This window comes from Ruegeria sp. YTSA072 (genome assembly GCF_059610285.1).
In genome coordinates this window covers 1-23,709 of sequence record NZ_JBXWNI010000016.1, presented here as the reverse complement: position 1 = coordinate 23,709, position 23,709 = coordinate 1, and the positions used below count along the sequence as shown (strand labels likewise).

General features: G+C 53.0%; 21 protein-coding genes and 1 pseudogene. 14 read left to right on the top strand and 8 right to left on the bottom strand.

Features of this window, described 5'->3' with window-relative positions:
- The first annotated feature begins 56 nt into the window (after positions 1-56).
- Complete coding sequence (locus tag AC2FIB_RS19770; protein WP_496707534.1) at positions 57-740, top strand: IS6 family transposase; 684 nt, start codon at positions 57-59, stop codon at positions 738-740.
- A 235-nt stretch (positions 741-975) separates the two neighbouring features.
- Complete coding sequence (locus tag AC2FIB_RS19765; RefSeq protein ID WP_496842653.1) at positions 976-2,031, top strand: tyrosine-type recombinase/integrase; 1,056 nt, start codon at positions 976-978, stop codon at positions 2,029-2,031.
- 56 nt (positions 2,032-2,087) lie between these two features.
- On the opposite strand, the gene AC2FIB_RS19760 is transcribed toward AC2FIB_RS19765, so the two are convergent.
- Both AC2FIB_RS19760 and AC2FIB_RS19755 read right to left on the bottom strand, forming a co-directional pair.
- Positions 2,088-2,432 carry a type II toxin-antitoxin system RelE/ParE family toxin gene (locus AC2FIB_RS19760; RefSeq protein ID WP_282121182.1) on the bottom strand — a complete coding sequence of 115 codons (345 nt, stop codon included), beginning with the start codon at positions 2,430-2,432 and terminating at the stop codon, positions 2,088-2,090.
- Entirely contained in the window at positions 2,429-2,686 is a 258-nt protein-coding gene (locus AC2FIB_RS19755) for a type II toxin-antitoxin system ParD family antitoxin (RefSeq protein ID WP_282121181.1), read from the bottom strand. Before AC2FIB_RS19755 ends, AC2FIB_RS19760 begins: the two co-directional genes overlap by 4 nt.
- Positions 2,687-3,079: 393 nt before the next feature.
- Between AC2FIB_RS19755 and AC2FIB_RS19750 the strand changes: the two genes are divergently transcribed.
- From AC2FIB_RS19750 to AC2FIB_RS19725, 6 genes are all read left to right on the top strand, one after another.
- Positions 3,080-3,283: a hypothetical protein gene (locus AC2FIB_RS19750; RefSeq protein ID WP_282121180.1), complete on the top strand. Its 204-nt coding sequence runs from the start codon at positions 3,080-3,082 to the stop codon at positions 3,281-3,283.
- 741 nt (positions 3,284-4,024) lie between these two features.
- Positions 4,025-5,206 (top strand): plasmid partitioning protein RepA, encoded by a 1,182-nt coding sequence (repA, locus tag AC2FIB_RS19745; protein ID WP_282121179.1) that lies wholly within the window; start codon positions 4,025-4,027, stop codon positions 5,204-5,206.
- 1 nt (position 5,207) lies between these two features.
- The gene (gene repB, locus AC2FIB_RS19740) at positions 5,208-6,182 is read left to right on the top strand and encodes a plasmid partitioning protein RepB (RefSeq protein ID WP_282121178.1); all 975 of its coding nucleotides are present in this window, start codon (positions 5,208-5,210) and stop codon (positions 6,180-6,182) included.
- 206 nt (positions 6,183-6,388) lie between these two features.
- On the top strand, positions 6,389-7,438 hold the full coding sequence (locus AC2FIB_RS19735) for a helix-turn-helix domain-containing protein (RefSeq protein WP_282121177.1): 1,050 nt from the start codon (positions 6,389-6,391) through the stop codon (positions 7,436-7,438).
- A gap of 69 nt (positions 7,439-7,507) precedes the next feature.
- Entirely contained in the window at positions 7,508-7,864 is a 357-nt protein-coding gene (locus AC2FIB_RS19730) for a CopG family ribbon-helix-helix protein (protein WP_282121176.1), read from the top strand.
- Entirely contained in the window at positions 7,861-8,142 is a 282-nt protein-coding gene (locus AC2FIB_RS19725; protein ID WP_496842652.1) for a type II toxin-antitoxin system RelE/ParE family toxin, read from the top strand. The genes AC2FIB_RS19730 and AC2FIB_RS19725 overlap by 4 nt, the downstream gene beginning before the upstream one ends.
- Positions 8,143-8,515: 373 nt before the next feature.
- Here AC2FIB_RS19725 and AC2FIB_RS19720 read toward each other — a convergent pair whose 3' ends face one another.
- Complete coding sequence (locus AC2FIB_RS19720; protein WP_496842651.1) at positions 8,516-9,199, bottom strand: IS6 family transposase; 684 nt, start codon at positions 9,197-9,199, stop codon at positions 8,516-8,518.
- Between the two features lie 95 nt (positions 9,200-9,294).
- Here AC2FIB_RS19720 and AC2FIB_RS19715 point away from each other — a divergent pair.
- The 4 genes and pseudogenes from AC2FIB_RS19715 to AC2FIB_RS19700 form a co-directional block, all read left to right on the top strand.
- A pseudogene (locus AC2FIB_RS19715) lies at positions 9,295-10,293 on the top strand (type IV secretory system conjugative DNA transfer family protein); the annotation flags it as partial.
- A gap of 671 nt (positions 10,294-10,964) precedes the next feature.
- Positions 10,965-12,176 carry a sodium/glutamate symporter gene (gene gltS / locus AC2FIB_RS19710; protein ID WP_282170908.1) on the top strand — a complete coding sequence of 404 codons (1,212 nt, stop codon included), beginning with the start codon at positions 10,965-10,967 and terminating at the stop codon, positions 12,174-12,176.
- Positions 12,177-12,407: 231 nt separating this feature from the next.
- Positions 12,408-13,166 carry an alpha/beta fold hydrolase gene (locus tag AC2FIB_RS19705; RefSeq protein WP_496781222.1) on the top strand — a complete coding sequence of 253 codons (759 nt, stop codon included), beginning with the start codon at positions 12,408-12,410 and terminating at the stop codon, positions 13,164-13,166.
- 113 nt (positions 13,167-13,279) lie between these two features.
- Positions 13,280-14,230 (top strand): DMT family transporter, encoded by a 951-nt coding sequence (locus AC2FIB_RS19700; protein ID WP_496842650.1) that lies wholly within the window; start codon positions 13,280-13,282, stop codon positions 14,228-14,230.
- Between the two features lie 268 nt (positions 14,231-14,498).
- On the opposite strand, the gene AC2FIB_RS19695 is transcribed toward AC2FIB_RS19700, so the two are convergent.
- The gene (locus AC2FIB_RS19695; protein ID WP_496842666.1) at positions 14,499-16,058 is read right to left on the bottom strand and encodes an acetolactate synthase large subunit; all 1,560 of its coding nucleotides are present in this window, start codon (positions 16,056-16,058) and stop codon (positions 14,499-14,501) included.
- Between the two features lie 88 nt (positions 16,059-16,146).
- Complete coding sequence (locus AC2FIB_RS19690; protein WP_282171155.1) at positions 16,147-16,341, bottom strand: hypothetical protein; 195 nt, start codon at positions 16,339-16,341, stop codon at positions 16,147-16,149.
- Positions 16,342-16,516: 175 nt separating this feature from the next.
- Here AC2FIB_RS19690 and AC2FIB_RS19685 point away from each other — a divergent pair, with 175 nt between their 5' ends.
- Positions 16,517-17,134, top strand: coding sequence for a GNAT family N-acetyltransferase (locus AC2FIB_RS19685; RefSeq protein WP_282171156.1), 618 nt, complete (start codon positions 16,517-16,519; stop codon positions 17,132-17,134).
- 280 nt (positions 17,135-17,414) lie between these two features.
- Here AC2FIB_RS19685 and AC2FIB_RS19680 read toward each other — a convergent pair whose 3' ends face one another.
- Positions 17,415-18,368 (bottom strand): SDR family oxidoreductase, encoded by a 954-nt coding sequence (locus AC2FIB_RS19680; protein WP_496737839.1) that lies wholly within the window; start codon positions 18,366-18,368, stop codon positions 17,415-17,417.
- A gap of 168 nt (positions 18,369-18,536) precedes the next feature.
- Here AC2FIB_RS19680 and AC2FIB_RS19675 point away from each other — a divergent pair, with 168 nt between their 5' ends.
- Entirely contained in the window at positions 18,537-19,430 is an 894-nt protein-coding gene (locus AC2FIB_RS19675; RefSeq protein ID WP_496737838.1) for an AraC family transcriptional regulator, read from the top strand.
- Between the two features lie 266 nt (positions 19,431-19,696).
- On the opposite strand, the gene AC2FIB_RS19670 is transcribed toward AC2FIB_RS19675, so the two are convergent.
- On the bottom strand, positions 19,697-21,343 hold the full coding sequence (locus AC2FIB_RS19670) for an adenylate/guanylate cyclase domain-containing protein (RefSeq protein ID WP_496838672.1): 1,647 nt from the start codon (positions 21,341-21,343) through the stop codon (positions 19,697-19,699).
- A gap of 246 nt (positions 21,344-21,589) precedes the next feature.
- Positions 21,590-23,326 (bottom strand): adenylate/guanylate cyclase domain-containing protein, encoded by a 1,737-nt coding sequence (locus AC2FIB_RS19665; RefSeq protein ID WP_282168737.1) that lies wholly within the window; start codon positions 23,324-23,326, stop codon positions 21,590-21,592.
- Between the last annotated feature and the right edge of the window lie 383 nt (positions 23,327-23,709).

Sequence of the window (23,709 nt, the reverse complement as noted above, 5' to 3'; positions counted from 1 at the left end):
CCGCAGGTTCCAACGTTTGTTCTCGTCGAATAGTTTTTTTAACAGGTTGTTTGAGCATGATCTCATTGAAGGGCTGTCATTTCCCCAAGGATGCAGTTTTGTACGCTGTTTACTTCTATCTGCGGTACACTGTGTCCTATCGGGATTTGGAAGCGATCATGGCTGAGCGCGGTGTGCGAGTGGACCATGCCACATTGAATAGGTGGGTTGTGAAATACTCGCCGATCGTCGCAGCTCGTGCGCAATCAAAGAAGCGTCAAACGCTGAGTTCATGGCGCATGGATGAGACCTATATTCGTGTTCGCGGCAAATGGATGTACCTCTATCGGGCCGTCGATAAAGCTGGGAATACTCTTGATTTCATGCTGTCCGAGCGCAGGAACCGTCCAGCAGCAGCCAGTTTCTTTGCCAAAGCGCTGTCGTCAAATGGAATCCCGAGCAAGATCGTCATCGACAAAAGCGGTGCTAATGCGGCAGGCATTCGAGAGGTGAACAGGATCCTGAAGCGGTTCGGCTGCCTAGCCAAAATCCAAACGGTCAGGTCCAAGTATCTGAATAACCTGATCGAACAAGATCATCGATTTATCAAGCGTCGCGTACGGCACATGTGTGGGTTCAAATCGTTCAGTTCCGCATCAGCTACTTTGGACGGCATAGAGGTCGCCAACATGATCCGGAAGCGGCAATTCCCCAGCAATACGACGTCTGGCTTCCAGCTATTCGCCGAGATCGTAGGATAGGTGTGTCCAGTAAGTCGCTGACTTTGGCCGCTCCAAATGTTTGCGACACATCCCTGCACGTTCTCTTCTTCTAACCGAAACTTCGCAACAGAACCCTAGTGCTTTACCATTTATGCTCATAATTTGGCACTTTTGATCGTTACATCAGTCTACTCCTAAAATCACCATTACACTCGATAAGTACCGCTTATCAGGAGTATTTGATTTTGCGGGGAAATGAGCTCAGAATGGGCACATGAAGCCCCCTGCCGCATATCTCCCTGCCGTCTCCCCTGCCCTCTCCGCCACCGATCAGGAGGCGCTCACCGACCTCTATGTGCGCGGCACACCGGAAAACACGTTGCGTGCCTATGAACGGGATTTAATTTATGTCACCGCCTGGAAATCCGCGCGGTTCATAGCGACGCTGGACTGGCCGGAATCCGAGGCCACTGCGCTGGCCTTCATCCTTGATCACGCGCGCGATCTGAATGACGCACCAGAAACGGATGTGGCGCGCGAAACCGCAGAAGCGCTCATTGCGCAAGGGCTGCGCAAATCGCTGGCCTGCCCGGCCCCTTCGACGCTGGACCGGCGCATCGCCTCCTGGCTGGCCTTTCACCGGATGAAGAACCTCGCCAGCCCCTTTAGCGCGCCACAGGTGAAACAGGCCCGCGCCAAGGCCCGCCGCGCCGCCGCCCGTCCCCCTGCCCCGAAGTCGCAGCACCCGATCACCCGTGAGGTTCTGGAGCAACTGTTGGCCACCTGCCGGGGGTCGCGGCGCGATTGCCGCGACCGGGCAATCCTGATGCTCGGCTGGGCCAGCGGTGGGCGCAGGCGGTCGGAGATCACCGGGCTGATGCGTGAGGATGTCTCTCTCAAGGAATTCGACAAGACCGGCGTGGTCTGGCTCTCACTGCTGGAGACCAAGACCACCCGGAAAGGTGAAACCCCACGGCTGGTGCTGAAGGGTCGCGCCGCGCAAGCATTGGTGCATTGGATCGAGGTCGGACAAGTCACGAACGGGCCGCTGTTCCGCCCTGTCTCCAAGGCTGACAATGTGTTGAAGCGTCGTCTCAGCCCGGATTCGATCTACCAGATCGTCAAACACCGGCTGGCACTGGCGGGACTGCCGGAGGATTTTGCCTCGCCCCACGGGTTGCGCTCGGGTTTCTTGACCCAGGCCGCTTTGGACGGTGCCCCGATCCAGGCCGCCATGCGCCTGTCCCTGCACCGCTCCATGGCGCAGGCGCAGAAATATTATGATGATGTGGACGTCGCAGAAAACCCGGCAACCGACCTGTTGGGGTGATCACTTACTGATTATTCAAAGAAATCTCAGCCTGAGGGAAACTCTGACTGCAGTGCCTATGTCTTTTTCCCTGCCGCATCCATCAAAGTGACCAGCCCGGAAACATGTCGTGGCAAATTACAACGGGAATGCAAGATATCGACTATGATCACACTATCCGGCTGGTCCAGGTAGACGAGGAAATGCTCTCCTGCCTGTACGTATCTGAGATCAGCCGCCTCCTCGACCAATAATGAACAGCTACGGCTGGCCACCCTGCCCTCCGTGATGGCCTGACATCGCGCTATCAATTCTTGTTCATAAAGATCGGCCTGATGCGGTCCGAACTTGTCAATTGTCCATCGGGCAATTTCCACCAGGCTGGATTCAGCACGGCGTGTCAGTCGAAAGGGTCTGGTCACGCTTTGGAACGTGCCCTTGCAAAGGCACGACGGATCGCATCCGAACCGCTGCCTTCTGCCAGATCTCCAGTCTGAGCCTGCGTCACACCCTCCTGCAGGCCTTGTTTGAGAGACACCAGTCCCGCTTCTTCCCGTTCTAGAAGCCGAAGCCCGGCACGCAGCGCTTCACTGGCGTTCTGATAACGACCGGACGCAACCAGATTCTGCACTAGTTGATCCTGCGATTCTGTAAGTACCACATTGCGGGTTACCATGGCATAAGCCTCCTGATTGGCAATATATGCCAAAGAGGAGGTTGGTTCAACAGTTGGGAATTCCACACGCGGCAAATTAGTCAAGCTGTTCTTATTGCCGGCCTAACGGAGCAGTTGAGTGCCCACTGTCGTGGCTGGGTAAACCATCACCCCTCCACTTTCGCACATTCCAAACACTGGGCCGACCTCATTGCCCCGAACGCCTATCTGATCACCCTTGATATTCTCGAACATCAGATGGTCACCAGCCAAGGTTCGCGCCGGGACTCCCCTGACCGGACGATCCTATTACCGGACTGAACTCAGTTAGATGGCAGCGTTCGGTGTTCGGCGCGCCTTATTTTGGAGGCGGGAGTGTCGCTGAAGAAATTCAACGAGAATGACCTAACTTAGGTGTCGCCGCAGGTAGTTGAGACCACCCCAAAACGCGAGGCTCCACGGTTAGTGCGCAAGGGTCGCGCAGCGAGGCCGCTGGCGTGTTGGATCGAAGTGGGTCACGCCGAGGACAGCCCCATGTTTCACTCGGTCTCGAAATCTGGCCGGATACGGAAACGCCGCCTCAACCCGGACGCCATCGACCAGATCGACAAACACTGACTGAAGCTAACAGGACTACCGTAGGATTATGCCTCACCGTAGGGGCTGCGTTCGGGTTTCCTTACTCAAGCCCCGCAGGAGGCACACCGATCAAGACCGACTTGCACCTATCGCACTGGCCCAGAAATGCGGTGACGACGACGATATCGCCGACAATCCGGCAACCGATCTATTGGAATGAAACCAACATCGGTCCAATTGATAAGCAACTTCAGTATACCTTGGTTCACAGGGCAGTTGCTCCAAAGACCAGCACTGGAAGAGTATTAACTACACCATCAAATTAGCGGACACAGAAAGTCAGCTACTAGAACACCGCCCTGCCCTGGCAAAACAATGAGCTTGTCAGCACTTTTCAAGAATAACCACCAATTGGGCTTTTTAGTGGAGTGGGGCTCAATACTAATCTGATTTAATCATCTGCAACTTGAGCAAAACGTGAGCGCATTGCAGTATTTCTGGCAGGATTTCGCTTGGCTGAAAAGACAAAGTGGCCGGCGTCTGGCAACCCTCTAATCTCGAATTCCGAAGGCGAACTTTTGCCGCAAGCATGCAACCTCAAAGCGCCTCTTAAGCACCCAATGGAGACGTGAGTTAACAGCTGTTAACTTCGGGACGCTTGTGCAGGCTTCGCAACGACCCACAAGTTATTGATTTTTCTCTTGACATGAATCGGAATACGAGTGCCTAAATGTACTCAAGTTGCGCAACCAAACAAAAAAGAGCAGGAAATCTGCAACTATGTTACAAACCACACCAATTGCTGCGACGACGCAGTCTCACGTTACACGTGAAATCTCTGATCGTCTACAAGTTGCACTGACGACCCACTTAACTCAGGCGTATTCTCCTGAGTTGTCAAAGACCCTCCGACTCTTCAGCGCGACAGAGGTTGCCGACCTGTTTGGCACAACCGGACAGTTCTTGCGAAAGGGCCATGCTGAGGGCTCTCTTCCAGAGCCGGAGTTCAACAAGAACGGACGTCGCTTTTATTCCGGAGCCGAAATCAAAGCAATGCGCCAGATCCTTGAAGGAAGTTCCAGAAAGCCCGGAAAGTACCTTCCCGGTCGTCGCGATGCCGACCAGCTTCAGGTTGTTCAACTCATGAACTTCAAGGGTGGTAGTGCGAAATCCACCTCAGCCATTCACCTTTGCCACTATCTTGCACTTCAAGGTTATCGCGTTCTGGCTATCGACCTTGACCCACAAGGCAGCTTGACCGGATTCTGTGGAATTCAGCCAGAAATCGAGTTTGAGGGGAATTCGATCTATGATGCTCTGCGCTACGAGGACTCGGTCCCGATGTCAGAGTGCGTCCGGACCACTTACTTCCCTGGCTTGGATCTTTCCCCCGCCCAGTTGATCCTGTCAGAGTTTGAAACGGAAACCGCTGTCTACGCCCGCAAAGGCGTTCCCTTCTATAATCGTCTTGCCAGCGCAATCGAAGAAGTCGAAGCAAACTATGATGTAATCATTATCGATAGCCCGCCTTCTTTGGGTTTCTTGACGCTGGCAGGATTGTTTGCGGCAACATCTGTGATCGTACCGCTGACACCGAGCATGTTGGACGTGGCCTCCACCCAGCAGTTTCTTGAGATGACTTCGGCATACCTGGAAGAGTTTGAGAACTCCGGGATTCCGATTGTCCATGACAATTTCCGGTTCCTCATAACACGGGACGACCCCTCGGATACCCCATCACAGCAAATTGTAAGCCTTATGCGGGCGCTGTTTCAGGATCGAGTAATCGGAGCAACTGCGCTGCGAAGCACGGCGATTGCCGATGCCGCGATGCTGAAAATGACAATGTACGAAGTTGTTCGATCAGAAATGACACGGTCTACCTATGACCGCGCCCGATCGAGCATGGATGCCGTCGGGCACGAAGTCTCAAACATGATTCAAACCGCGTGGGGCCGTTGAAATGGCACTTAAACAAAACAAAACCAGCATGGCTGCAGCAATAGCGGCGGCAGCCGGAAACCCTCCCATTCCGCCTACGAAAACCGAGCGTGCCAATGCCGCGCTTCCACGAGGCACCATAGCCTCCGTCCGTGTTGGCGCCGGCGGAATCCAAGAAATTGATACCTCGCTCATATTGCCTTGGGGTCCGAAGGACAGGCTTGGAGTGGAGTTAACACCTGTTAACTCAAAAGCCGAGCCCAACGTCGATGCAGCTGTTCTGGAGCTGGCCGAAAGCATCAAAGACGCAGGAGGCCAACAGGTTCCTGTCCTCTTGCGTCCGTCTGAGGAAGTGGACGGCCACTTCGAAGTTATTTACGGCCGCCGCCGTATCCTGGCCTGTCAGCATCTAAATCAGCCTGTACGCGCGCTTGTACGGACTCTCGATGACAAAGAGGCGCTTCAGGCAAAAGGTTTAGAGAACTCTTCTCGTGTTGACCTCAGCTACTACGAGAGAGCCCGGTTTGCTCGAGAGATTCTGAACCAAGGATATGACCGTTCGGAAGCGATCACGGCGCTGGCAATTTCTAAAAACACGCTGTCGCAATTGGAGCGAATTACAAACGATATTCCCGAAGATCTTGGCGATATGATTGGCCCAGCACCGAAATCCGGACGGCCCAAATGGACGGCACTCGCCGATGCGTTACGAAAAAAGGTGATAACAGCGGACAAGGCTATGAAGCTCTTGGAGACACTCAACCCAGGTAGTTCAGACGATCGGTTAAATGGGCTTTTAGGCAGCCTGGCTCGAAAAAAAGAAGCACAAGAAAACCGACCGGCACCCGACGTTGTTATCAAGACCAGCAATTCAGCGGTGAATATGACGATCAAAAGAGCAGGGGAGAATGAAGCCTACTCACGTTGGCTTACGGAAAACCTTGCTCAGTTAATTCAGGAATCCTACGAGCGCTTCAAAGAAAACGCCGAGGAGTAAGCGAGTTAACAATTGTTAACTCTACATGAGGCAACGAGCAAAGAGGAGGAAAGCAAAGAAGAAACCCCCGAAACCTAAGGCTCCGAGGGCTGAAAACCAACTAGTGGTTATAGATTTGACACCTAAACCCTAACAGCCCGCGAATCACGAGACAACAAAAAACGCCTCTGGGTGAATAGGTTTTCTTTGTCTGCTGACATAAAATTATGAAAACAGTAACAGCATTGGCTCCAAACGGAGCAACCTTGTTGGGAACGGCAGGGCAGGGGGGTAGTACGCCTAAAAAATGGTTGCTTCTTCGAGCCGTCGAGGAAGCCAGAGAACCGCTTGGGCTTAAATCCACTTCCCTCAACGTCCTGAGAGCGATGATTTCCTTTGTGATTGGAGATCAGATTTCACCAGACCAGGATGATCACCATGTTTGTTTTGCCTCCAACGCTGCGATCGCCAAACGAACTCACGTCAGTGTACAGACCGTTGAACGCCATATCTCGGCGCTGGTTGAGCTTGGGCTTATCCGCCGCGTCATGAGCGCCAACGGAAAACGTTGGGCACGCCGGGATCGACAGGGCAGGGTGGTCGCAGCAACTGGACTGTCCCTGATGCCTTTGTCTGAACGGCACGCTGAGTTCATCGAGGAAGCCCAGAGGCATGCTGATCGAGTTCTGGAGTTCACGGTGCTCCGCGACAAGGTTTCTACAGCTCTGGCGCGTCTCAGAGAGCTCGTGGCAAACGACGCCACAATCTCAGATTTGATGGTCACCGCACGCAATGCTCTGCGTCGCAAACCAGATGCAAATGTACTCAGCGAACTGCTGGCTGAAATCTCTGTGGAAATCTCTGAGATAAAACGGACAGATTCAGATAATTTGAGGGACAGTGACAATGAAATTGAGGGGCACAAAGAGGACTCTTTGAATCCAATAGTTAAGAAAGAAGAATATTCTCAGATTCAAGTTTCTCCAGATCAAATGGAGCGCAGCTTTCCACGTTTGTGCTCGGAACTTCGCTTTGCCCGGGATCAGGCACATTGTGACCGACTTATGGACGATATCGCCGAGTACCTAAGATTTGGTCAGACCTGGTATGCTATGAAATCGACATATGGCCCAGCTCTCCGTTTCTTAGTGCTCGGATATATTTTCCAACGAGCGGAGAACATAAAATCCCATCAAGCCTATTTGATCTCACTGATTTCAAAAATCGATCAAGGAGACATACAACCAACCGCATTGTTGACGCAAAATTCAAAATAACCGCAGAAGTGAAGGCCGCACCCATGATTTCTCCTCACGCTCATGAGTTCAGAACAACAGGTTCGGTACATGCCATCGGTCTATTGTGAATTTCATTCAGATGTATTACATTGTACTACAACACGGAAACAGGTGATTGCGATGAGTACCAGCCCATATTCAATCCGTCTCGATGAAGACCTGAGAAAGACCCTGGAACGGGAAGCTGCGATCGAAGACCGACCGCCTGCACAACTCGCCGTACGGGCAATTAGAATGATGTTAGAATCCAAAGCCGCTAAACGTGCAGCCATTGATGCGGCTGTTGAAAAAGCAGACCAAGGCAAGTTCATCACGGCAGACGAAATGAATGCCTGGATAGACAGCTGGGATACCGAGAATGAACTTTCGGCTCCGGTAGCAAGCGGGCAATCCAACAGCCAATGAAGATTGTATTTCTCGAAGATACGGCCCGGGACATTCAATGGTTCCGTTACTACTACACGTCAGTTTTTCCCGAAGGCAGCGAAAAGGCACGAACTCAGCTCAAAGCCATTCAGCTTACTCTTGCAGCCAACCCTTATGCAGGTCACCCGAGTGACACACGCCGAGACATACGGGAGCTTTCAGTGCCGCGAACCCCATTCAAGCTGATCTATCGTGTAATGCCCACCCAGATAGAAATTCTGCGTCTATGGGATACTCGGCAGGGCGCGGATTACTGAAACCAGGAGTTTAAATTGGTGGCATCAGGCGGGCAGGGTAGGGGCGGGCAAGCAACCGAACCTACTTTGCTGTTAGATCGCTAGATTCTGCACAGAGGGCGGGAAGCGGAAGTTCGCTGCGTGTGCGATAAACCAACAACGCAAACGTGTTAGCAGACATTGATATGTCGACCGCGATTGTGTTGTTTCCATGATCGCAAGCGCCTGGGATCTGGATCTCACCGTAGCCTGTTATTCTAAGGGTGGGTCAGGATCGGTGGTTTCGATTTCCGGGCTTTACTCAGCTTGAAAATTCCAAAATCACCAACTGGCCGAGATAGGTTCTGTCGCAAACTTTTTAGATGGCAAAGCATCAGTGGATTTGGCGAGCAGTTTATCCCGCCATTTGGATGAACTGCTGAAACGGACGGAGTCCGGGCGTGAATTGACCTTTGCGGATCATGTTGACCAGTTCTATGCCTGCCAGGACAGATGCGGCTGAAGCGAAGGATTTGAACCCCAGCATGGGTCTGATCCTTCGTTTGATAAATCGGTGATCCTGTTCAATGATGTTATTGAGGTATTTGCGCCTGACCATCTCGATCGGGATTGGACAACCAAAGCTCTTGAGCATTTTGTTGATCGCCTTGATGCCAGCTGTATTGGCACCACTTTTGTCGATGACGATCTTGCGCGGTAGACCGTTCACCTCAAGCGCGCGGGCGAAGAACTTCGTCGCAGCGGCTTTATTCCGGCGCTCGGACAACATGAAATCCAGGGTCTTGCCGTGTTTGTCGATCGCTCTGTAAAGATAAACCCATTTGCCTTTGACCCGCACATAGGTTTCATCCATTCGCCACGAACGGTCGGCGGGACGCTTTCTATACCGCGCAGCTTCAGCAATGAGGCCTGCATATCGACTGACCCAGCGGTTTAGCGTTGCATGATCCAGATCAACGCCACGTTCCGCCATGATTTCTTCCAGATCCCGGTATGAAACACCGTAGCGCAGGTATAAGAAAACCGCATGCAAGATCACGTCTTTCGGAAAATGCGCACCCTTAAATGAGATCGTCACGGCCTGCTCCTGTCAAGTTCTAGTGCGCGCTACCAGAAATGCACTCGACCTGACAGGTAGGGACAAAGTTTGCGACAGAACCCGAAGAAGTAGGCTATGCCCGGGCAGCAGATGAGTTCCTGAATCTTGCAGCCGAAGAATCCAAAATCCTTCGGTCAACGATTTCGGTTATGAACAACTCCGGCCTTCAGCTCTGGCGCAACCCGTCTGTGGCAAGAGCGACGCAGGGCAATGACATCAACTTTGAAGATCTGCGTCGGCGCCCCACCTCGATCTACTTTTCTGTGCCGGGGAAAAAGGTCAAAGAGTTCCGGACACTCATTCGCCTGTTCTTCCTCGATCTGGTGAACACAATCGAAACCCACGAACCGGGCCCAGATGAGCCGTTCAAGGTTTTGATGCTGCTCGATGAGTTTCAGCGTCTCGGCCATCTTGAGCGCGTCGTTGAAGCCTATGACACCATGCGATCGTTCGGCGGTCGGATCATCGTGATTTCGCAAACGCTGTCGCGCCTGCAGGACATTTATGGGCATGAAGGTGTGCGGGCGATGCTGGCAAACGCCGGGACGCAAATGTTTGCAGCCTCTGAGGATTCAGAGGTACGCGAACATGTGTCCAAGTCTATCGGTGACAAAACAGTCATGAGCAAGTCGAAGTCTCGGGCGCTCGGCAAAATGGAAATGGGCAGCATATCAGAGCGTGAAGAAGGCATTCGGCTGCTCCGGCCAGAACACGTTGGTCGTCTGCCGGAAAACGAGGTTGTGCTGATCCGTGAAGGCAAAATGCCAGTGATCGCAAACAAGATCCGATACTTCGAGGATCCGTATTTCATGCAGTTCTTGGGAGGTGACGCGCCGAAAATCAAAGGTACACACTTCGATCTGACTGTCGAGCAAGCAAAGGACACGGCTAAAGCTCTTACTGAAGCCAAACCCACACCTGCCCCAGCGAAAGAGGTTTCGGAAAAAGATCAGGAACTTCAGGCTGCTTTTGATGCGCAGCGCACCGTTGCAAAACGAAAAAGCCGGTCCGCAAAAGACATGGCGGTGGAGAAAATGAGAACCAAACGGCCTGAAAGTAGCGCCTCCGCTTGACGGGGGTGCTGTTTAAGTAAATCTGCGTTTAACCATGTTTGTGAGAACATAGCGGTCTAACTATCAGAAGGTTTTTTCAGATGAGATTGATAGTCGCGATTTTGCTTCCGTTTGTGGTGTACTTCACGATCAGACGCCCAGTTCAGGGCTTTTTCTGACTGCTCTGCGTATTCCCAGTGAATTGCCGCCTGAATCCCAAAAGCTGCCGCCCAATCTTGTTAACAACGTGCATCCAGACCGATGGCCTCCAACCGCCGTGCCACAAGCTACTTGGCAGGAAGTGCCACCAAGCAGACCTTCGCTGCAAGCACGAAAAACCTGCCACATGCACGAAGTGACCTGCCGGGACGGCGTAAACCAGTCCTTCGCTGGGGCGAGCACCAAGGTCCGTTGACCGGGATAAGGCTGTTTTAGATGGCTCGCCCGTACTTTGGCGGGCAACCGATTGTAATTCGAGTCATTGTCCTTGTTTTTCTCAAACTTAGCCAACATAGACATCTCTATTGACTTGGAATAATCCCGATATTCATATTGGGGTCTATGGGGCGACCCAAAACAAGTTGAACGAGGCTCGTCTATGGGTATCGAGAACTGCGCGCACTCGCACAGAACTGATGTGCTGCGCACGTTTGACACCGGTGTAGCACCCAGCCTTACTAAAGGAGTTCGTAGTGGATCCGATAGCTATAGATGGCCGACAAACTATAATTATAGCTATTCTTGCTTTGTATTTTGGAAAATTTGCAAACGCGAAAATTAGGTTCCTGCGAAAGCTTAACATACCCGACCCAATTGTTGGGGGCCTCTCGGTTTCGATCTTGTTTAGTGTGATCCATTTCGCTCTAGGTATTGAGTTCAGGTTTGATATGGATTTGCGAGATGAGCTTCTCATTGTGTTTTTCGCGGCGCTTGGCTTGTCCACAACATTCGAAACCATGCGCAAGGGTGGAAAACTATTCGCCATCTTTGCAGTTGCGGCGGTGGCGTTCATGATCCTTCAAAATGTGGTCGGTGGACTCGTCGCATATGCTGCGGGCCTGGACCCACTTATCGGTTTGCTTGGTGGGTCGATTTCGATGGCTGGAGGGCCGGGGACAGCAGCGGCATGGGCATCAGTTTTCGAGAGCGACTATGGTGTTGCCTCGGCCAGCGAGGTCGGCATCGCTTTTGCCACCGTTGGTATGGTGCTTGGCGGGGTTTTGGGCGGGCCAGTTGCCGCCCGTTTGGTAGCGCACCACAAATTGACACCTGAGACAGATGCAATTTTGAGTATTGGCGTCGCGCATTCTGAAACTGAGGTGGAAATATCTTACGACAGTATGCTTCGCACCATTCTTACGGTGGCTCTTACAATCGGTATCGGTACAGGAATTCACTATCTGTTAGATCAGATCAACTTCAATCTTCCGACCTTTGCCGCGTGTCTTATTGGTGGAATACTGGTCATTAATTTGGGGCCACTTGTGTTTCGTAAATTGAAGTTCCCAAAACCAAACCAATCAAGAAGTCTGGCCCTGATTTCCGAGCTCTCTATCGGCCTTGCTTTGGTAATGTCTTTGATGACAATGCAATTGTGGACTTTGGCCGCAGTCGGACCTGCAATCTTTACGATTCTGGCGGTTCAGACATTGCTGGCCGTCGCTTTTGCGGGGATTATCCTGTTCCGGCTAATGGGATCTGATTATGAAAGTGCGGTGATGGCGTCCGGGTTTGTAGGCGTGTTTCTTGGCGTCACATCAACGGGGTTGGCCAATATTTCGGCCGCTGAAAAATCCTATGGTGCCGCACCTCGTGCACTACTGATAATCCCGTTGATAGGTGCCTTTGTTGTAGAATTGACAAACCCGATCATAACGCAAGTTTTCCTTCAATTATTTAGCTGAGTGAGACCCTGATACTGAGAGATCGTTAACGAACTGAAATGTCGGGTTGGATTCAATCCGGACTTTCGACGCAAAGGCCATTAAGGTCGGCTATGGGCCGCCAGCCATGCCGCGTTTGCAAACGCGTGAAATCAGAACAATGGCGGCTTAGGGCTCTTACCTTCCATCGATGCCCGCCGCAGAGAACGGCTGGAGAGAGCCCAAATTGTCGAATGCTGCGGAGCAGTGTTAATGTCTGCATACGATGCTCTGGAAGCCGAAATGACCAAACACCCCAGTCAAGCGAACGATGAAAGGCCCGCCATTCTCTGTGTTGCAGGCTTTGGTGACAATGCGAGCATGTATGACGATTTGGCTGACACCCACCTCGCCAACAGCTATCGTTTGCTACCCATCAATCTTCCGGGATTTGGCGCTCAGCCTTTGGCAAAAGAAACAACTCTCGAGGCACTTGCTCAAATCGTCGCCGACGAAGCGAACAAGCACGGAGCCGAGATCATTGTCGCTCATTCGGTTGCTTCAATCATAGCTTCACTGGCTGCCAAAAGGGCAAGCTGTCCTTTGACAACCATTATTTCATTGGAAGGTAATATCACTGCCGAGGATGCCTATTTTTCTGGAACTGCCGCCGACTACGGTGATCCAGTTGCGTTTCGTGCGGCGTTTCTTGAACGGCTTGATGAAATGGCGAAAACGGCACCAATCATCCGACGGTATCGTAATGAAGTTTCGAAGGCTGATACTCTGGCACTGTGGCAACTCGGCACCGACGCACGGCGTTATTCAGCAAGCTGCGTGCCCGGCGAGCTTTTGCAGAACGCGGCAAATGTGATTTATCTCTACAACCCTGATAACTGTCCGGATAGCACCGTCCGTTGGTTAGAAGAAAACAAGATGGATCGGATCGTTCTCGATAATGCCACACACTGGGCGAGCGTTGATCAGCCCGAAAGGCTTGCAGAAATGATTGCTGAGGCACTCCGCCGATAGGCGAATGCAGCCGTTCACAATTGGATAGATGAGAGTTGGCTTTGTTTTGGCTTTCCGCAAGAAACGGGTCGCGGTGTCGGGGGCACGTCAGCTAATCCGTTAGGTGATAGTTAGTGACGGAACCAGAAGACATGACAAACCAACCCATGCCAGCAATGGATTTTACAGCCAGCGTCATGCTGCTTCTGCTCGCTGCGGTTTGGGGCGGGTCGTTCTTCTTCGGCGAGGTTGCACTGACTGAAGTGCCCCCGCTGACAATAACGCTGCATAGGGTGATCTGGGCAGTCCCAATACTGGCACTCATCGTCCTATTCAAAGGATTGAGAGTTCCACGTGCCCCTCGGGTATGGGGCGCTTATCTCGTTATGGGGGCGCTCAATAACGCTATTCCGTTCTCGCTGATCTTCTGGGGGCAAATGCAAATCGACAGCGGGTTGGCTTCAATACTCAACGCAACGACGGCAATGTTTGCTGCGGTCGTGGCTGGCTTGCTTCTTAAGGACGAGCCGCTGACTCCAAAGAAGATAGCAGGTGCGGCACTTGGTATTTTAGGGGTGGCCTTTATTATGGGGCCAAGCGCATTGACCGAGTTCAATCCGGGAAATCTGGCACAGCTGGCTATCCTTGGGGCAACGCTCTCCTATGCATTTGCCGGTGTATGGGGCAGAACTGCTCTTTCAGGCCAACCACCACTTGTGAATGCACTTGGCATGCTGATCGGTAGCACAGTGCTTATGATCCCTATTGTTCTCGTGATGGATGGTCCCCCAAGCTTCGCTCTGTCTGCTGGAGTATGGGCAGCGCTTATTGGGATGGCCGCTCTATCAACAGCGCTGGCCTATGTACTTTATTTCGCAATCCTTGCGCGCGCCGGAGCCGCCAATCTTCTTTTGGTTACGCTGCTGATCCCACCGTTCGCTATCGGTCTTGGTGTCACGTTCCTTGGTGAAAAGATGGAGCCAGAAGCTTGGGTCGGGTTTGCCATCATTGCTCTTGGCTTTGCTGTAACCGACGGTCGGCTTTTTTTCCGCTTTGCCAGGCGCAAGCCCCAAAAAGTAGAATGAGGCGCTTTCTGGAATACTTTTTACAAGCACCTTACGGAGTGACGATCCCCGTCGTCACCAACAGGCCCGGCCAAGCGTCGGGTCTATTTTTGAGTAGCGGACATTCAGCGAAGACAAACGCATGGCGGCAAAGTCCGCACTGTGTGAATTCAGCATGACCTTAATCTTGCTCTCGCAGCGAACGGCAGGTTCGACGGGCCGCACCGCAGCGGAGGAGACCGGTGGTCAACGGCGGTTGTGGGCCGTCCGTTTCAAAAAGAATTTGTGCTCAAGATGCTGGCGGGCACACAACTTCGATCAAGAAAGGGCCGTCACGTGATAGCCCCGCAGAAAGGGCTTTTACAAAGCCATCGGTGTCTTCAATTCGTATCCCGGGAACACCATGCCCTTTAGCAAGCGCAACCCAGTCAAGCGTTGGGTTTTCCACATCAAACATTGCCTCCGCATTCTTGCCAAAACTCTCAACACCGACATTTGCCAGCTCATCCCGAAGTATTTGATAGCCGCGGTTGGCAAATACAATCACCGTAACATCCAGGCTTTCGCGCGCCATCGTCCACAAAGATTGCAATGTGTACATGGCGGATCCATCGCCTGTTAGTGCAATTACTTTTCTGTCTGGACATGCAATTGCTGCGCCAGTTGCGCACGGTAGGCAAAGCCCTATCGCCCCACCGGTTCCCCCAAGCAAGTCATGTGGTCGCGCTGCTGCAGTCGGAGGAATGACGTGGAACCCGGACGTCACGGATTCATTGCAAACGATAGCATTTTCGGGAATGAGGGCCGCTAACGTCTGGCCGACTTTTGCTAAGGTGAGATCTCCGGTTGGGATTGGAGGCAGGTCGAGAGCGTATGTGTTCAGCTGTGTCTTGCTCGAAACACCAACTGCGTCTGCCAGTGATTGAAGAGTCCATGCAATATCATCCCTCGGAGCGCACAGGCTTGAAACCGTGCAACCGGCGGGCTCAGGTGTGCTCGGTTTCCCCGGGTATGCAAAGAAGGCAACGGGTTGGTCGGCGCCGATCAAAGTGATTGACGATGTCTGTTCAAGCTGAGCGATCTTGGGTGCAATTGGATACACAAGTTGATCCAATTTGGCAGCCCCGGCCCCCTTCGAAATTCGAGGGATTAGAGTATCCGCCAACAGGCGGCATCCGGTTTTGACGGAAATTTTTCCAGCCAGTACATGAAGTGAACCAAAAAGCGCGGACCCACCTATCATCAAAGCTGCGTTTGCAGTCTTCAGACGCATGGCTGCGGCCTCGATGTCTTCCAAAGACGGACGATGAAGTGGTTGGGCCAGAATGCTATTCGTCGCAGGGCCAGTCGCTGCATCCCAAGCAGTATCGGCGGGAAGAACAAGAGTGGCGATCTGGCCGTTTTGAGATCGGGCGGCCTGAATGGCTGCGGCCCCGTCCGATGCGACGCTTGTGGCGTGATCAGAAACTCGTGTCCAATGGCTTATAGCCTGACTTACGCCAATAATGTCCCCTCTGAGTGGGCTTTCATAACGCAGGTGATGTGTTGCGTGATCTCCCACCACATTCACGATCCCGGACCTTGATTTTCGGGCGTTGTGTAGATTGGCAAATGCGTTGCCTAGCCCCGGTGCAAGATGCAGCAGAGTGCCGGCGACGTCCCGTTTCATGCGGTAGTAGCCATCAGCGGCGCCCGTCGTTCCACCCTCGAACAGGCACAGAACACAGTTCATCTCGGGATGTCTATCAAGAGCCGCAACAAAGTGCATTTCAGACGTGCCTGGATTGGCGAAAACTGTATCCACGCCGTTGTGAAGAAAGGTTTTGACTAAAGATTCTGCGCCGTTCATTCGATCACCGCCAACTCTGATTTCGACGAACTTTATGGGAGAGACAATCCAAAAGTAACTGAAAAAGCTTTCGATGATGTGCAGGTCGTCAATCGTCATCGATGCCCTCGCCCGCAAGACTTGCCATGTTGAACAACGCGGGATCGTGGTGGTTTTCGGCCAGTTCAAGTCGAACTCGGATCGCCCAGACATGCTTAGGTTTTCGCGGCCGCTTCTGACCGACGATACGTCCCTTGTTCCAGGTTGGGCGAAGCGCGAATGGCAGGTAAGTTAGGGTTTCCATGACTGACCCTCCGATCCGCCATACCCTCCCACAACGACAACCCGACATTGACGAGAGACAATATCACAGGATGCTGCGTCGCCTCAGAGGTCTGCTGGGAGCTCGACGCAGTCATCCTTCGTTGCTTAAGCAGGACAATAAATTGCGCATTTGACAACAAGTATTTGCGGCCCACATGCTGAAACGTGAAAATCGAGGTGTAACGACCAAAGGTAATTTCATGTTTAGATCATCAACCCGAAGTGAGGCAGAAAGTTTGTTAAGCGGACTTGCTCTTGGATTTTCTGCCGACCCATTCATGCGTTGGCTGTATCCTGAACCTGCCGATTTCCTTACCCACTTCCCGCGCGTAATGGACTTCTTTGGGGGGCGTGCATTTGAACAGGGTAGCGCGTTTCGAAACGATGATTTTACTGCTGGCGCACTTTGGCTTCCGCCAAGCATTCACCCTGACGAAGAACTGCTTGTCGCCTGTTTTGAGCAGACGGTCTCATCAGAAAAGCATGATGCGTTGTTCGAAACCTTCGGGCAGATGGACAATTATCATCCCGATGAGGACTGCTGGCATTTAGCTTTTATTGCGGTCGATCCAATTCGCCAAGGAAAAGGGTTGGGGTCCGCGTTGCTTGAATGCTGCCTCAAACGTTGTGATGAAGATGGAAGACCTGCTTACTTAGAGTCGACAAACCCTACAAATCTATCGCTGTATAAGCGCTATGGTTTCCAAGAGATGGGTCTAATCAAAGCCGACCAAGCCCCACCCCTGTTTCCGATGTTTCGAGCCGCCCAATAGCGGTAGATCAAACGGCTGCATTTGTCTGCAATCTGTGAGTTCGGCAGTTTCAGGATTTTTTTGTCCGTAGCGAATGGCCGGTCTGGTGAAGCCGCACTGCGGCATCAGTGACTGCGATGAATGTCTCTTATGGGCCGGCCATGATTTGGGTAGTTGGCGAGGCCCAGCATATACTGCAATGCCTCCGATGGCTGCAACGAGCCCATTTCACTAAATGCTGCACGCTGCACGAATGTCCGATTGTGGGTGAAGTATCACCAGCCGCACGAGACCCGTTGGATCAAATCTTCCACTTGAAGCCTGTTTCTTGTTCAGTCACTTCCCAAAGCCTTGCCGTGACGGTTTTGTCATACGCGTGTGGGTTCAATGTACCCTTGCCGACCGGGCCAACGGCTTCTAAGCGGCCTGTTGGTCCGTAGAGTGCGCGTTGTTCGGTCAAATTCTCTTCGGTGGCGCACATGACTTCGGGATAGGACCCTTGCTCGGCCGTTTGAACCATCGGTGTCTTGGTCATCAGCCACCAGATGAACCGCATCGTCCGGCTGCCGCTCGTACTGATCAGTGACGTTGCCGACGAGCCGGGATGGCAGACATAAACCTCGACCTCGGTGCGCCCTGCGGCGGCAAGCCTGTCCTGTAGTTCATAAGCGAACATCATTTGCGCCAACTTGCTTTGCGAGTATGCGGTGTTCGGCCCGTAACCCTCCTCCCAGTTCATGTCGCCGAACTTGATCGTCTTCAGACCCATATTGTAGCCGAGACTGGCGACAACGACGATCCGACCTTTCGAGGCTTCGATCCGCTCAAACAGAAGACCACAGAGTAGGAAGTGACCGTAATGGTTGGTGCCGAGCTGGCTCTCGAACCCATCTTCTGTCAGCTTGCGGGTTGGCACCTGCGCGATAGCAGCATTGCAGATGAGCGCACCGATCCGGGGAACGGAATTCAGAACCTCGTCCGCAGCTTCACGCACGCTTGCGAGCGAGGCCAGGTCCATGCGAATGAAGATCACCTCTGCTTCACTGCCGAACTCACTCTTCAGGTCCGCAACAGCCGCCTGAGACTTCTCAGCCGAACGGTTCAACATTACAACCTTGGCGTTCTTTTTTAGGAGCGTCCGCGCGGCCTGGAAGCCGACGCCGGCGTTGGCACCCGTGATGAGGTAGATCTTGCCGGAGAGATTACCAAGGCGCTCGGGCGTCCAGCCGTTGGGTCCGAATGTGGTGTCTGGCATCTTTTGTCTCCTATTTGTGTTGGCGCAGGGATCGAGCGAATTGTGTTTCAACTTGGAAATGCAGATAACTCTCGCTAGCATGCAGAAATAGACAAGTTCATCACAAATACTTGCCTGATTGTATCAAGATAGTTGCCAGCATCGACCTGGAGCCATTACATCGCTCTAATGAGCAAGGATCAGATCAAGCAAATCATCGCAGACCGAACTGAAACGGACGGCGTGACGGAGACGGGCATCAAGGGCGTGCAGCTTTTTCGTGCCACGCAATCAATCCCCTGTGTTCCGGCTGTTTACGAGCCCTGCATCGTGGCCATTGTCAGCGGGGTAAAGGAAGCCATTTTGGACGGCCGAAGATACGAATACGACAACAGCCGGTATCTCTGCTGCCCAATGTCGATGCCGGTCAAGGCGGGGACGCCTTTGGCCTCGCATGACAACCCTCTCTACGGGGTTATGATCTCACTGGAACAACGTGTTATGGCCGAGTTGGCGATGGAGATGGAAAACGCCGGGGGCGTTCTGCCTGTGGTCAAAGGAGAACTGCGGGAGCCGGGAATTAGGCTCGCGAGATGGGACGTTGGATTCACTGATACGCTGCTGCGGCTACTTCAGCTCGGAAACAGCGAGATGGATACAGCGGTTCTCGGCCAGGCGCGATTGCGTGAGGTGCTCTATTCGATCCTGAAGGGAGAAGCTGGCACCTTCGCCCGGCAGGCATTCGGTGCCGGTAACGCAATCGCTCGTTCCATTGCGCATGTGTCGTCACACCTGGATGCGCCGATCTCAATAGACGATATGGCGAGCCGAGCGGGCATGAGCCGGGCCGTCTTCCATCGCAAATTCAAGCAGGTTACGACGATGGCCCCAATCCAGTTCGTTAAGTCGATGCGCCTCAACAACGCCGCTATGAAGATCGCGGGCGGGATGCCTGTGAACGAAGCCGCAATGGACGTTGGTTATGTCAGCCCGTCTCAATTCAGTCGCGAGTTCAGGCGCATGTATGGGCAATCGCCGAGGCAATGGGGAGAGGCGCAGAAACTACTGGTCAAAGTTGCTTGAGGCTGACTTGCGTGAGCAGAGCCGACCTTGGAGCCACCGCAGCGAACAGAAGCCTTGTCCGCATGGCAGACATTCATCGCAGATACAGCGAAGGTCCACTTTGAGCCCTTACCGGACCTTGATCACACCTCGGTCTTTCGCTCATGCGGCAGGTCGAGAACTACTTAAACCGGACATTCTCTGAGTGGTACGCAGATGGCGGTGACGCGGACAAAGCGGACGATGTCCGCACACAAGATTTGCATCAATAACATGGCCAATTGACTTCAGAAGACAGGTTTTAGCCTGTCTAACATCCAGCGCATGTCAGGTGGCAAGACCGGTGGTTTTGTCGTCATCATTGGGGCTTGTGATAGCTGCCGGGCCGCTTGCAAGCATGCCTGGGCTTGTTCATGAAGTTGCATCTCAGTCAGCGCCATCGCGCGGAGTTTTAGGTGGCCAGCTTCATTTGGGCGCATGTCATAGGCGGCAGAGGCATCCTCAACACTGCCTTCGAAATTTCCGCCACAATACCTTGCAATGCCACGCATGAACAGCCGATATGGTTGCAGTGGATCCTGCTCGCCACGCTCTACGAGACGCGAAAATGCAGCATCAGCGCCCGCAAATTCAGACCTACGAAGCAAAATCTGACCTTCAAGTTCATGGTTTTCCAAATACGCGGGATTAAGTTGCCGTCCTCGTTTAAGATCAGCGAGCGCTCCTGAAATATCGTCTTGCACTGCAAGCCGGAAATTCGCTCGGACCCAAATGACATAGTCGCTCTTGGGCTCTTGCATCACCGCGGTGTTTAGGACTTCCTCACATCTTTTCTTAATTTCGGCAGACATAATCTTGTAGCGTGCACCGTGGAGCATGAGTTGTGCTTCCACGCGCATGCAAAGCGACATCCCGTCCAGCGGATTGAGCGAGATGGCACGTTCTATAAGTGAAAGTGCCTCTTCCCAGCTTTCCATCGTAACCTTGTAAAATTCATTGGCGGCACGTGCACGGAGCTCAGATACACTCAAGTCGTCAACTGGGAGCCCAGCAAGTCTATCCCCATCGAACGCATTGGTTTGGAGACGTAAATCCCCCTCTGCCTGCTCCAGGACAGTGTCGCAGAAATCGAATACATCTTCAGTCTGAGCTTCGTATGTCTGTGACCATACAGGCCTCGCGTTGGCACGTGAGACCAACGTAATGGTGAACCTTCCGCGCCTCCCAGCGATCCGAACGCGCCCGCGCAAATCATAGGTCGCGGCTTCTACAGACTTGGCAGATGCATCGAAAACGGAAACGCCCTTTCTTCGCGATACTCTTACGATAAGTTGATCACGGAGGTCACCAGCGAGCGCTTTGGTCTCTGGATCAACCGGCGCGTAATCAAAGGACTGGAATGCAATTGATGGTACATCACCCGACTTGCCTGTTGAACCGGGCGCAAGTCGCCATTGATATAGCCGGACCGGCTGCGAGATATTTTTCAGGCTGAATGTGCCAGCGTCGCTAAGCACTGCTGATTGTTCGGTTGACAGCTGACGGTAAAAGTCTTCCGACACCATCACGCCACCGGGCGGTGCTTCAGTTTGAATGCGTTGAGTGATGTTCACACCAGTGCCGTAAAAATCATCATCGTCTTCGACTATTTCTCCCAGATGGCAACCGATCCTTAGCTTTATGGTCGGGTGGTCATAAAGATTGCTTTGCACCTGAATGGCGCTGTCCAAAGCTGCACCGATTGAGGCAAAGGCAACGATCCAGCCGTCACCCATGCGTTTTAGGACCTCGCCACCGAAGTCGGCGAGCACTGGCTCCAATTGGTCGCGCTTGAGCTCTCGTACTGCTTCGATTGCGGCATCCTGATTGGCGTTCATCATAGATGAGTAACCGACCATATCGACGACCATTAGAGTTGTAATTCGCGAACGCACCGGAGCCCTCCGGCCACCAAACATAGTGAAACGCCTCGAACCAACAAGCAGTTTGCTTCTGATCGCAGTCGGACACGCATTTGGACAGTGGTTTTGCGAAGCCGTAACCACGTAAAAGTTTGGGCTCACAACAGACATTCGAAAGTTCACAATGAGGAACGAACGGCGGCCCTGCGGACAAAGCGGTCCTTTCAGCGCTGTTGGACAAAAACAATTGCTCAGTGTCACCTCTGCAGTGCAAAATCTTTACGAATTCGCACTGGCGATAGGGTGGTCAGGCAACCCTGCTTTGCGCAAATTGTTAAAAAGGGCGTTTAACTTTTCTGTGTCGCGTAGCAATTCCTGTGACTTCACATATTCCAGACTGAGAGTGGGGTCGTCGGCCAACGCTTCGGCCACGATTTCACGTGCGCGCTCAACGTCGCCTCGAGCTACTCGGCTTGCTGCTCTGTAGAGCCGGGATCGACGAGTCTGGAAATTGAGGCTCCTGGCCTCTTCGTTGGATTCTGTGAAGCGCCCCAATGCGTATAGTGCCGCCACCTGCTCCTCGACAATCCAAACCGGCAAAAACGGGTCAAGTGTCGCCGCGTGCTCCAGTAACTCCAGGGCCCGCTCTGGCTGCCCATCGAAAGTGTAGAAAGCGGCGCAGCGCCCAAGAATGTAGGCATCGTTCGGAGCAAGTTGCATCGCTCGCTCGTGGTGGCGACGACTGGCGTCATAGTCATTGTTCAGCTTAATCTGTAAAGTACCCAGAATGCGGTGCAGTTCGGGATCCGAAGAATCCAGTTGCATCGCGCGGTTGAGTTTTTCTTCTGCAGATGCCAGATCGAAATCTGCCATACCGCTCCAGGAACACACGTCCATTGCAATGGGGCGCGCAAAGTTGGGATCGGCTTCCTGCGACTTTCGAAACCATTCTCGTGCTTCGCGGTAGAACGAGTCTGCCACAGTGCCCATACGGTGTTGTTCCAGACCCCGCAGATAATATTCATAAGCGGTCATATTCTCGGGCCGTTTCATACGGACCGCGCTAATCGCTTCGTGATCAATCCGGCCTGATACCGTGGCCGCCACGCGCGCAACTATCTCCTCCATCGCGTCGATTACTTCGTCGAAAGGCCGCTGAATGCGATCTGACCAGACAAGCCCTCCGTCGCTGGTTCTAGTTAGGGTCACGCTCAGACTCACACGTGAGCCCATCTTACGAACCTTTCCAGCCAATACGTACCGCACACCAAGCGTATCCCCGATTAGTTTGGGATCATCTGTTTGCAACGCCACGGAAGCTGTTCGAGAACTCACAAAAAGTGAACGGATGAGGCTCAGATCGTGGATCAATTCCTCCGTTAATCCTTCGGCGAGAAAATCTTGATCCTCGTCTGCTCCAGTTCTCGTCAGGAATGGCAAAACGGCGATTGAATTCGGCTTGATGGCGGATTTTGGTGCTTCAACGGTCGGAGCAAGTTGGAAAACATGGCGATCCGAAGAGGCACCGACGCGCATGATGCGCATGGCTTCGTCCAGCCCTTTGAGCCGATGTTCCCCCCGGTCTTCAAATGCACAGGGCGACACTCTACGGACATGGTCGAATAAGGCTTCCGATACGTCGATTTCACCGGGTTCGGCCAATTGCTGCAATCGAGCGGCGATGTTGACACCATCACCTCGCAAATCTTCCCCTACCCGAACGACATCTGCCAAATGCAAGCCAAAGCGCATAGACTGCGGTGTAAGACCTGGTGCTGTTGCAAGCTCTGAACGAGCTTCTATCGCGGCTTTGAGGCCATTGACGGGGCTTTCAAATTCAGCAAGCAAGGCATCGCCAGCTGTATTGAAAACTCTTCCGTGATGCTTGCTCACACAACGTGTAACGAGGTCTAGTCCGCTCAGAACTTGGGAGAGGGCGCTTTCCTCGTTTCGTTCCATTGCGCTAGTCGAGCCGACATAATCGCCAACCATGATCGTTGCCAATTTTCGGTCCAACGTTATGCTCCTCTCCTGGGCAACACCGAGGGTAGTGCAAACGCGTTGTTTCTCCAAGAAGAGTCGGTTCGAGCCTCATGAAAAGTGTCGACTTTGGGCTCTGTCCCGCCGTCCTCTGCGGCTCGCACCAACTGGCGGTCAGAGCCCTGACCGGACATAGCCCAGTAATCTGGTAGCTGCGAGTGCACAAGGCTGGTTGCAGCACATTTGCCGACATTGGCCGCCAAGTTGCCCGGCAACTGCCTGAGTGACAGGATCGGATGTCAGCTACGAGCCCAAAGCAGTCGTTACAAAATTGGCTTTGAGCAAAGGACTTCATCTGGAACTCAGTCCAGCGTGTTCTTGTAGACTTTGCCGTCTTTCATGATCAGATCGAAATTCTC

Coding starts and splice junctions, on each gene's coding strand:
- repA (WP_282121179.1), top strand. CDS start 4,025: ATGTTACAAACCACACCAATTGCTGCGACGACGCAGTCTCACGTTACA.
- AC2FIB_RS19770 (WP_496707534.1), top strand. CDS start 57: ATGATCTCATTGAAGGGCTGTCATTTCCCCAAGGATGCAGTTTTGTAC.
- AC2FIB_RS19680 (WP_496737839.1), bottom strand. CDS start 18,368: ATGCCAGACACCACATTCGGACCCAACGGCTGGACGCCCGAGCGCCTT.
- AC2FIB_RS19695 (WP_496842666.1), bottom strand. CDS start 16,058: ATGAACGGCGCAGAATCTTTAGTCAAAACCTTTCTTCACAACGGCGTG.
- AC2FIB_RS19705 (WP_496781222.1), top strand. CDS start 12,408: ATGTCTGCATACGATGCTCTGGAAGCCGAAATGACCAAACACCCCAGT.
- AC2FIB_RS19755 (WP_282121181.1), bottom strand. CDS start 2,686: ATGGTAACCCGCAATGTGGTACTTACAGAATCGCAGGATCAACTAGTG.
- AC2FIB_RS19730 (WP_282121176.1), top strand. CDS start 7,508: ATGCCATCGGTCTATTGTGAATTTCATTCAGATGTATTACATTGTACT.
- AC2FIB_RS19725 (WP_496842652.1), top strand. CDS start 7,861: ATGAAGATTGTATTTCTCGAAGATACGGCCCGGGACATTCAATGGTTC.
- repB (WP_282121178.1), top strand. CDS start 5,208: ATGGCACTTAAACAAAACAAAACCAGCATGGCTGCAGCAATAGCGGCG.
- AC2FIB_RS19735 (WP_282121177.1), top strand. CDS start 6,389: ATGAAAACAGTAACAGCATTGGCTCCAAACGGAGCAACCTTGTTGGGA.
- AC2FIB_RS19765 (WP_496842653.1), top strand. CDS start 976: ATGAAGCCCCCTGCCGCATATCTCCCTGCCGTCTCCCCTGCCCTCTCC.
- AC2FIB_RS19675 (WP_496737838.1), top strand. CDS start 18,537: ATGAGCAAGGATCAGATCAAGCAAATCATCGCAGACCGAACTGAAACG.
- AC2FIB_RS19685 (WP_282171156.1), top strand. CDS start 16,517: ATGCTGAAACGTGAAAATCGAGGTGTAACGACCAAAGGTAATTTCATG.
- AC2FIB_RS19690 (WP_282171155.1), bottom strand. CDS start 16,341: ATGGAAACCCTAACTTACCTGCCATTCGCGCTTCGCCCAACCTGGAAC.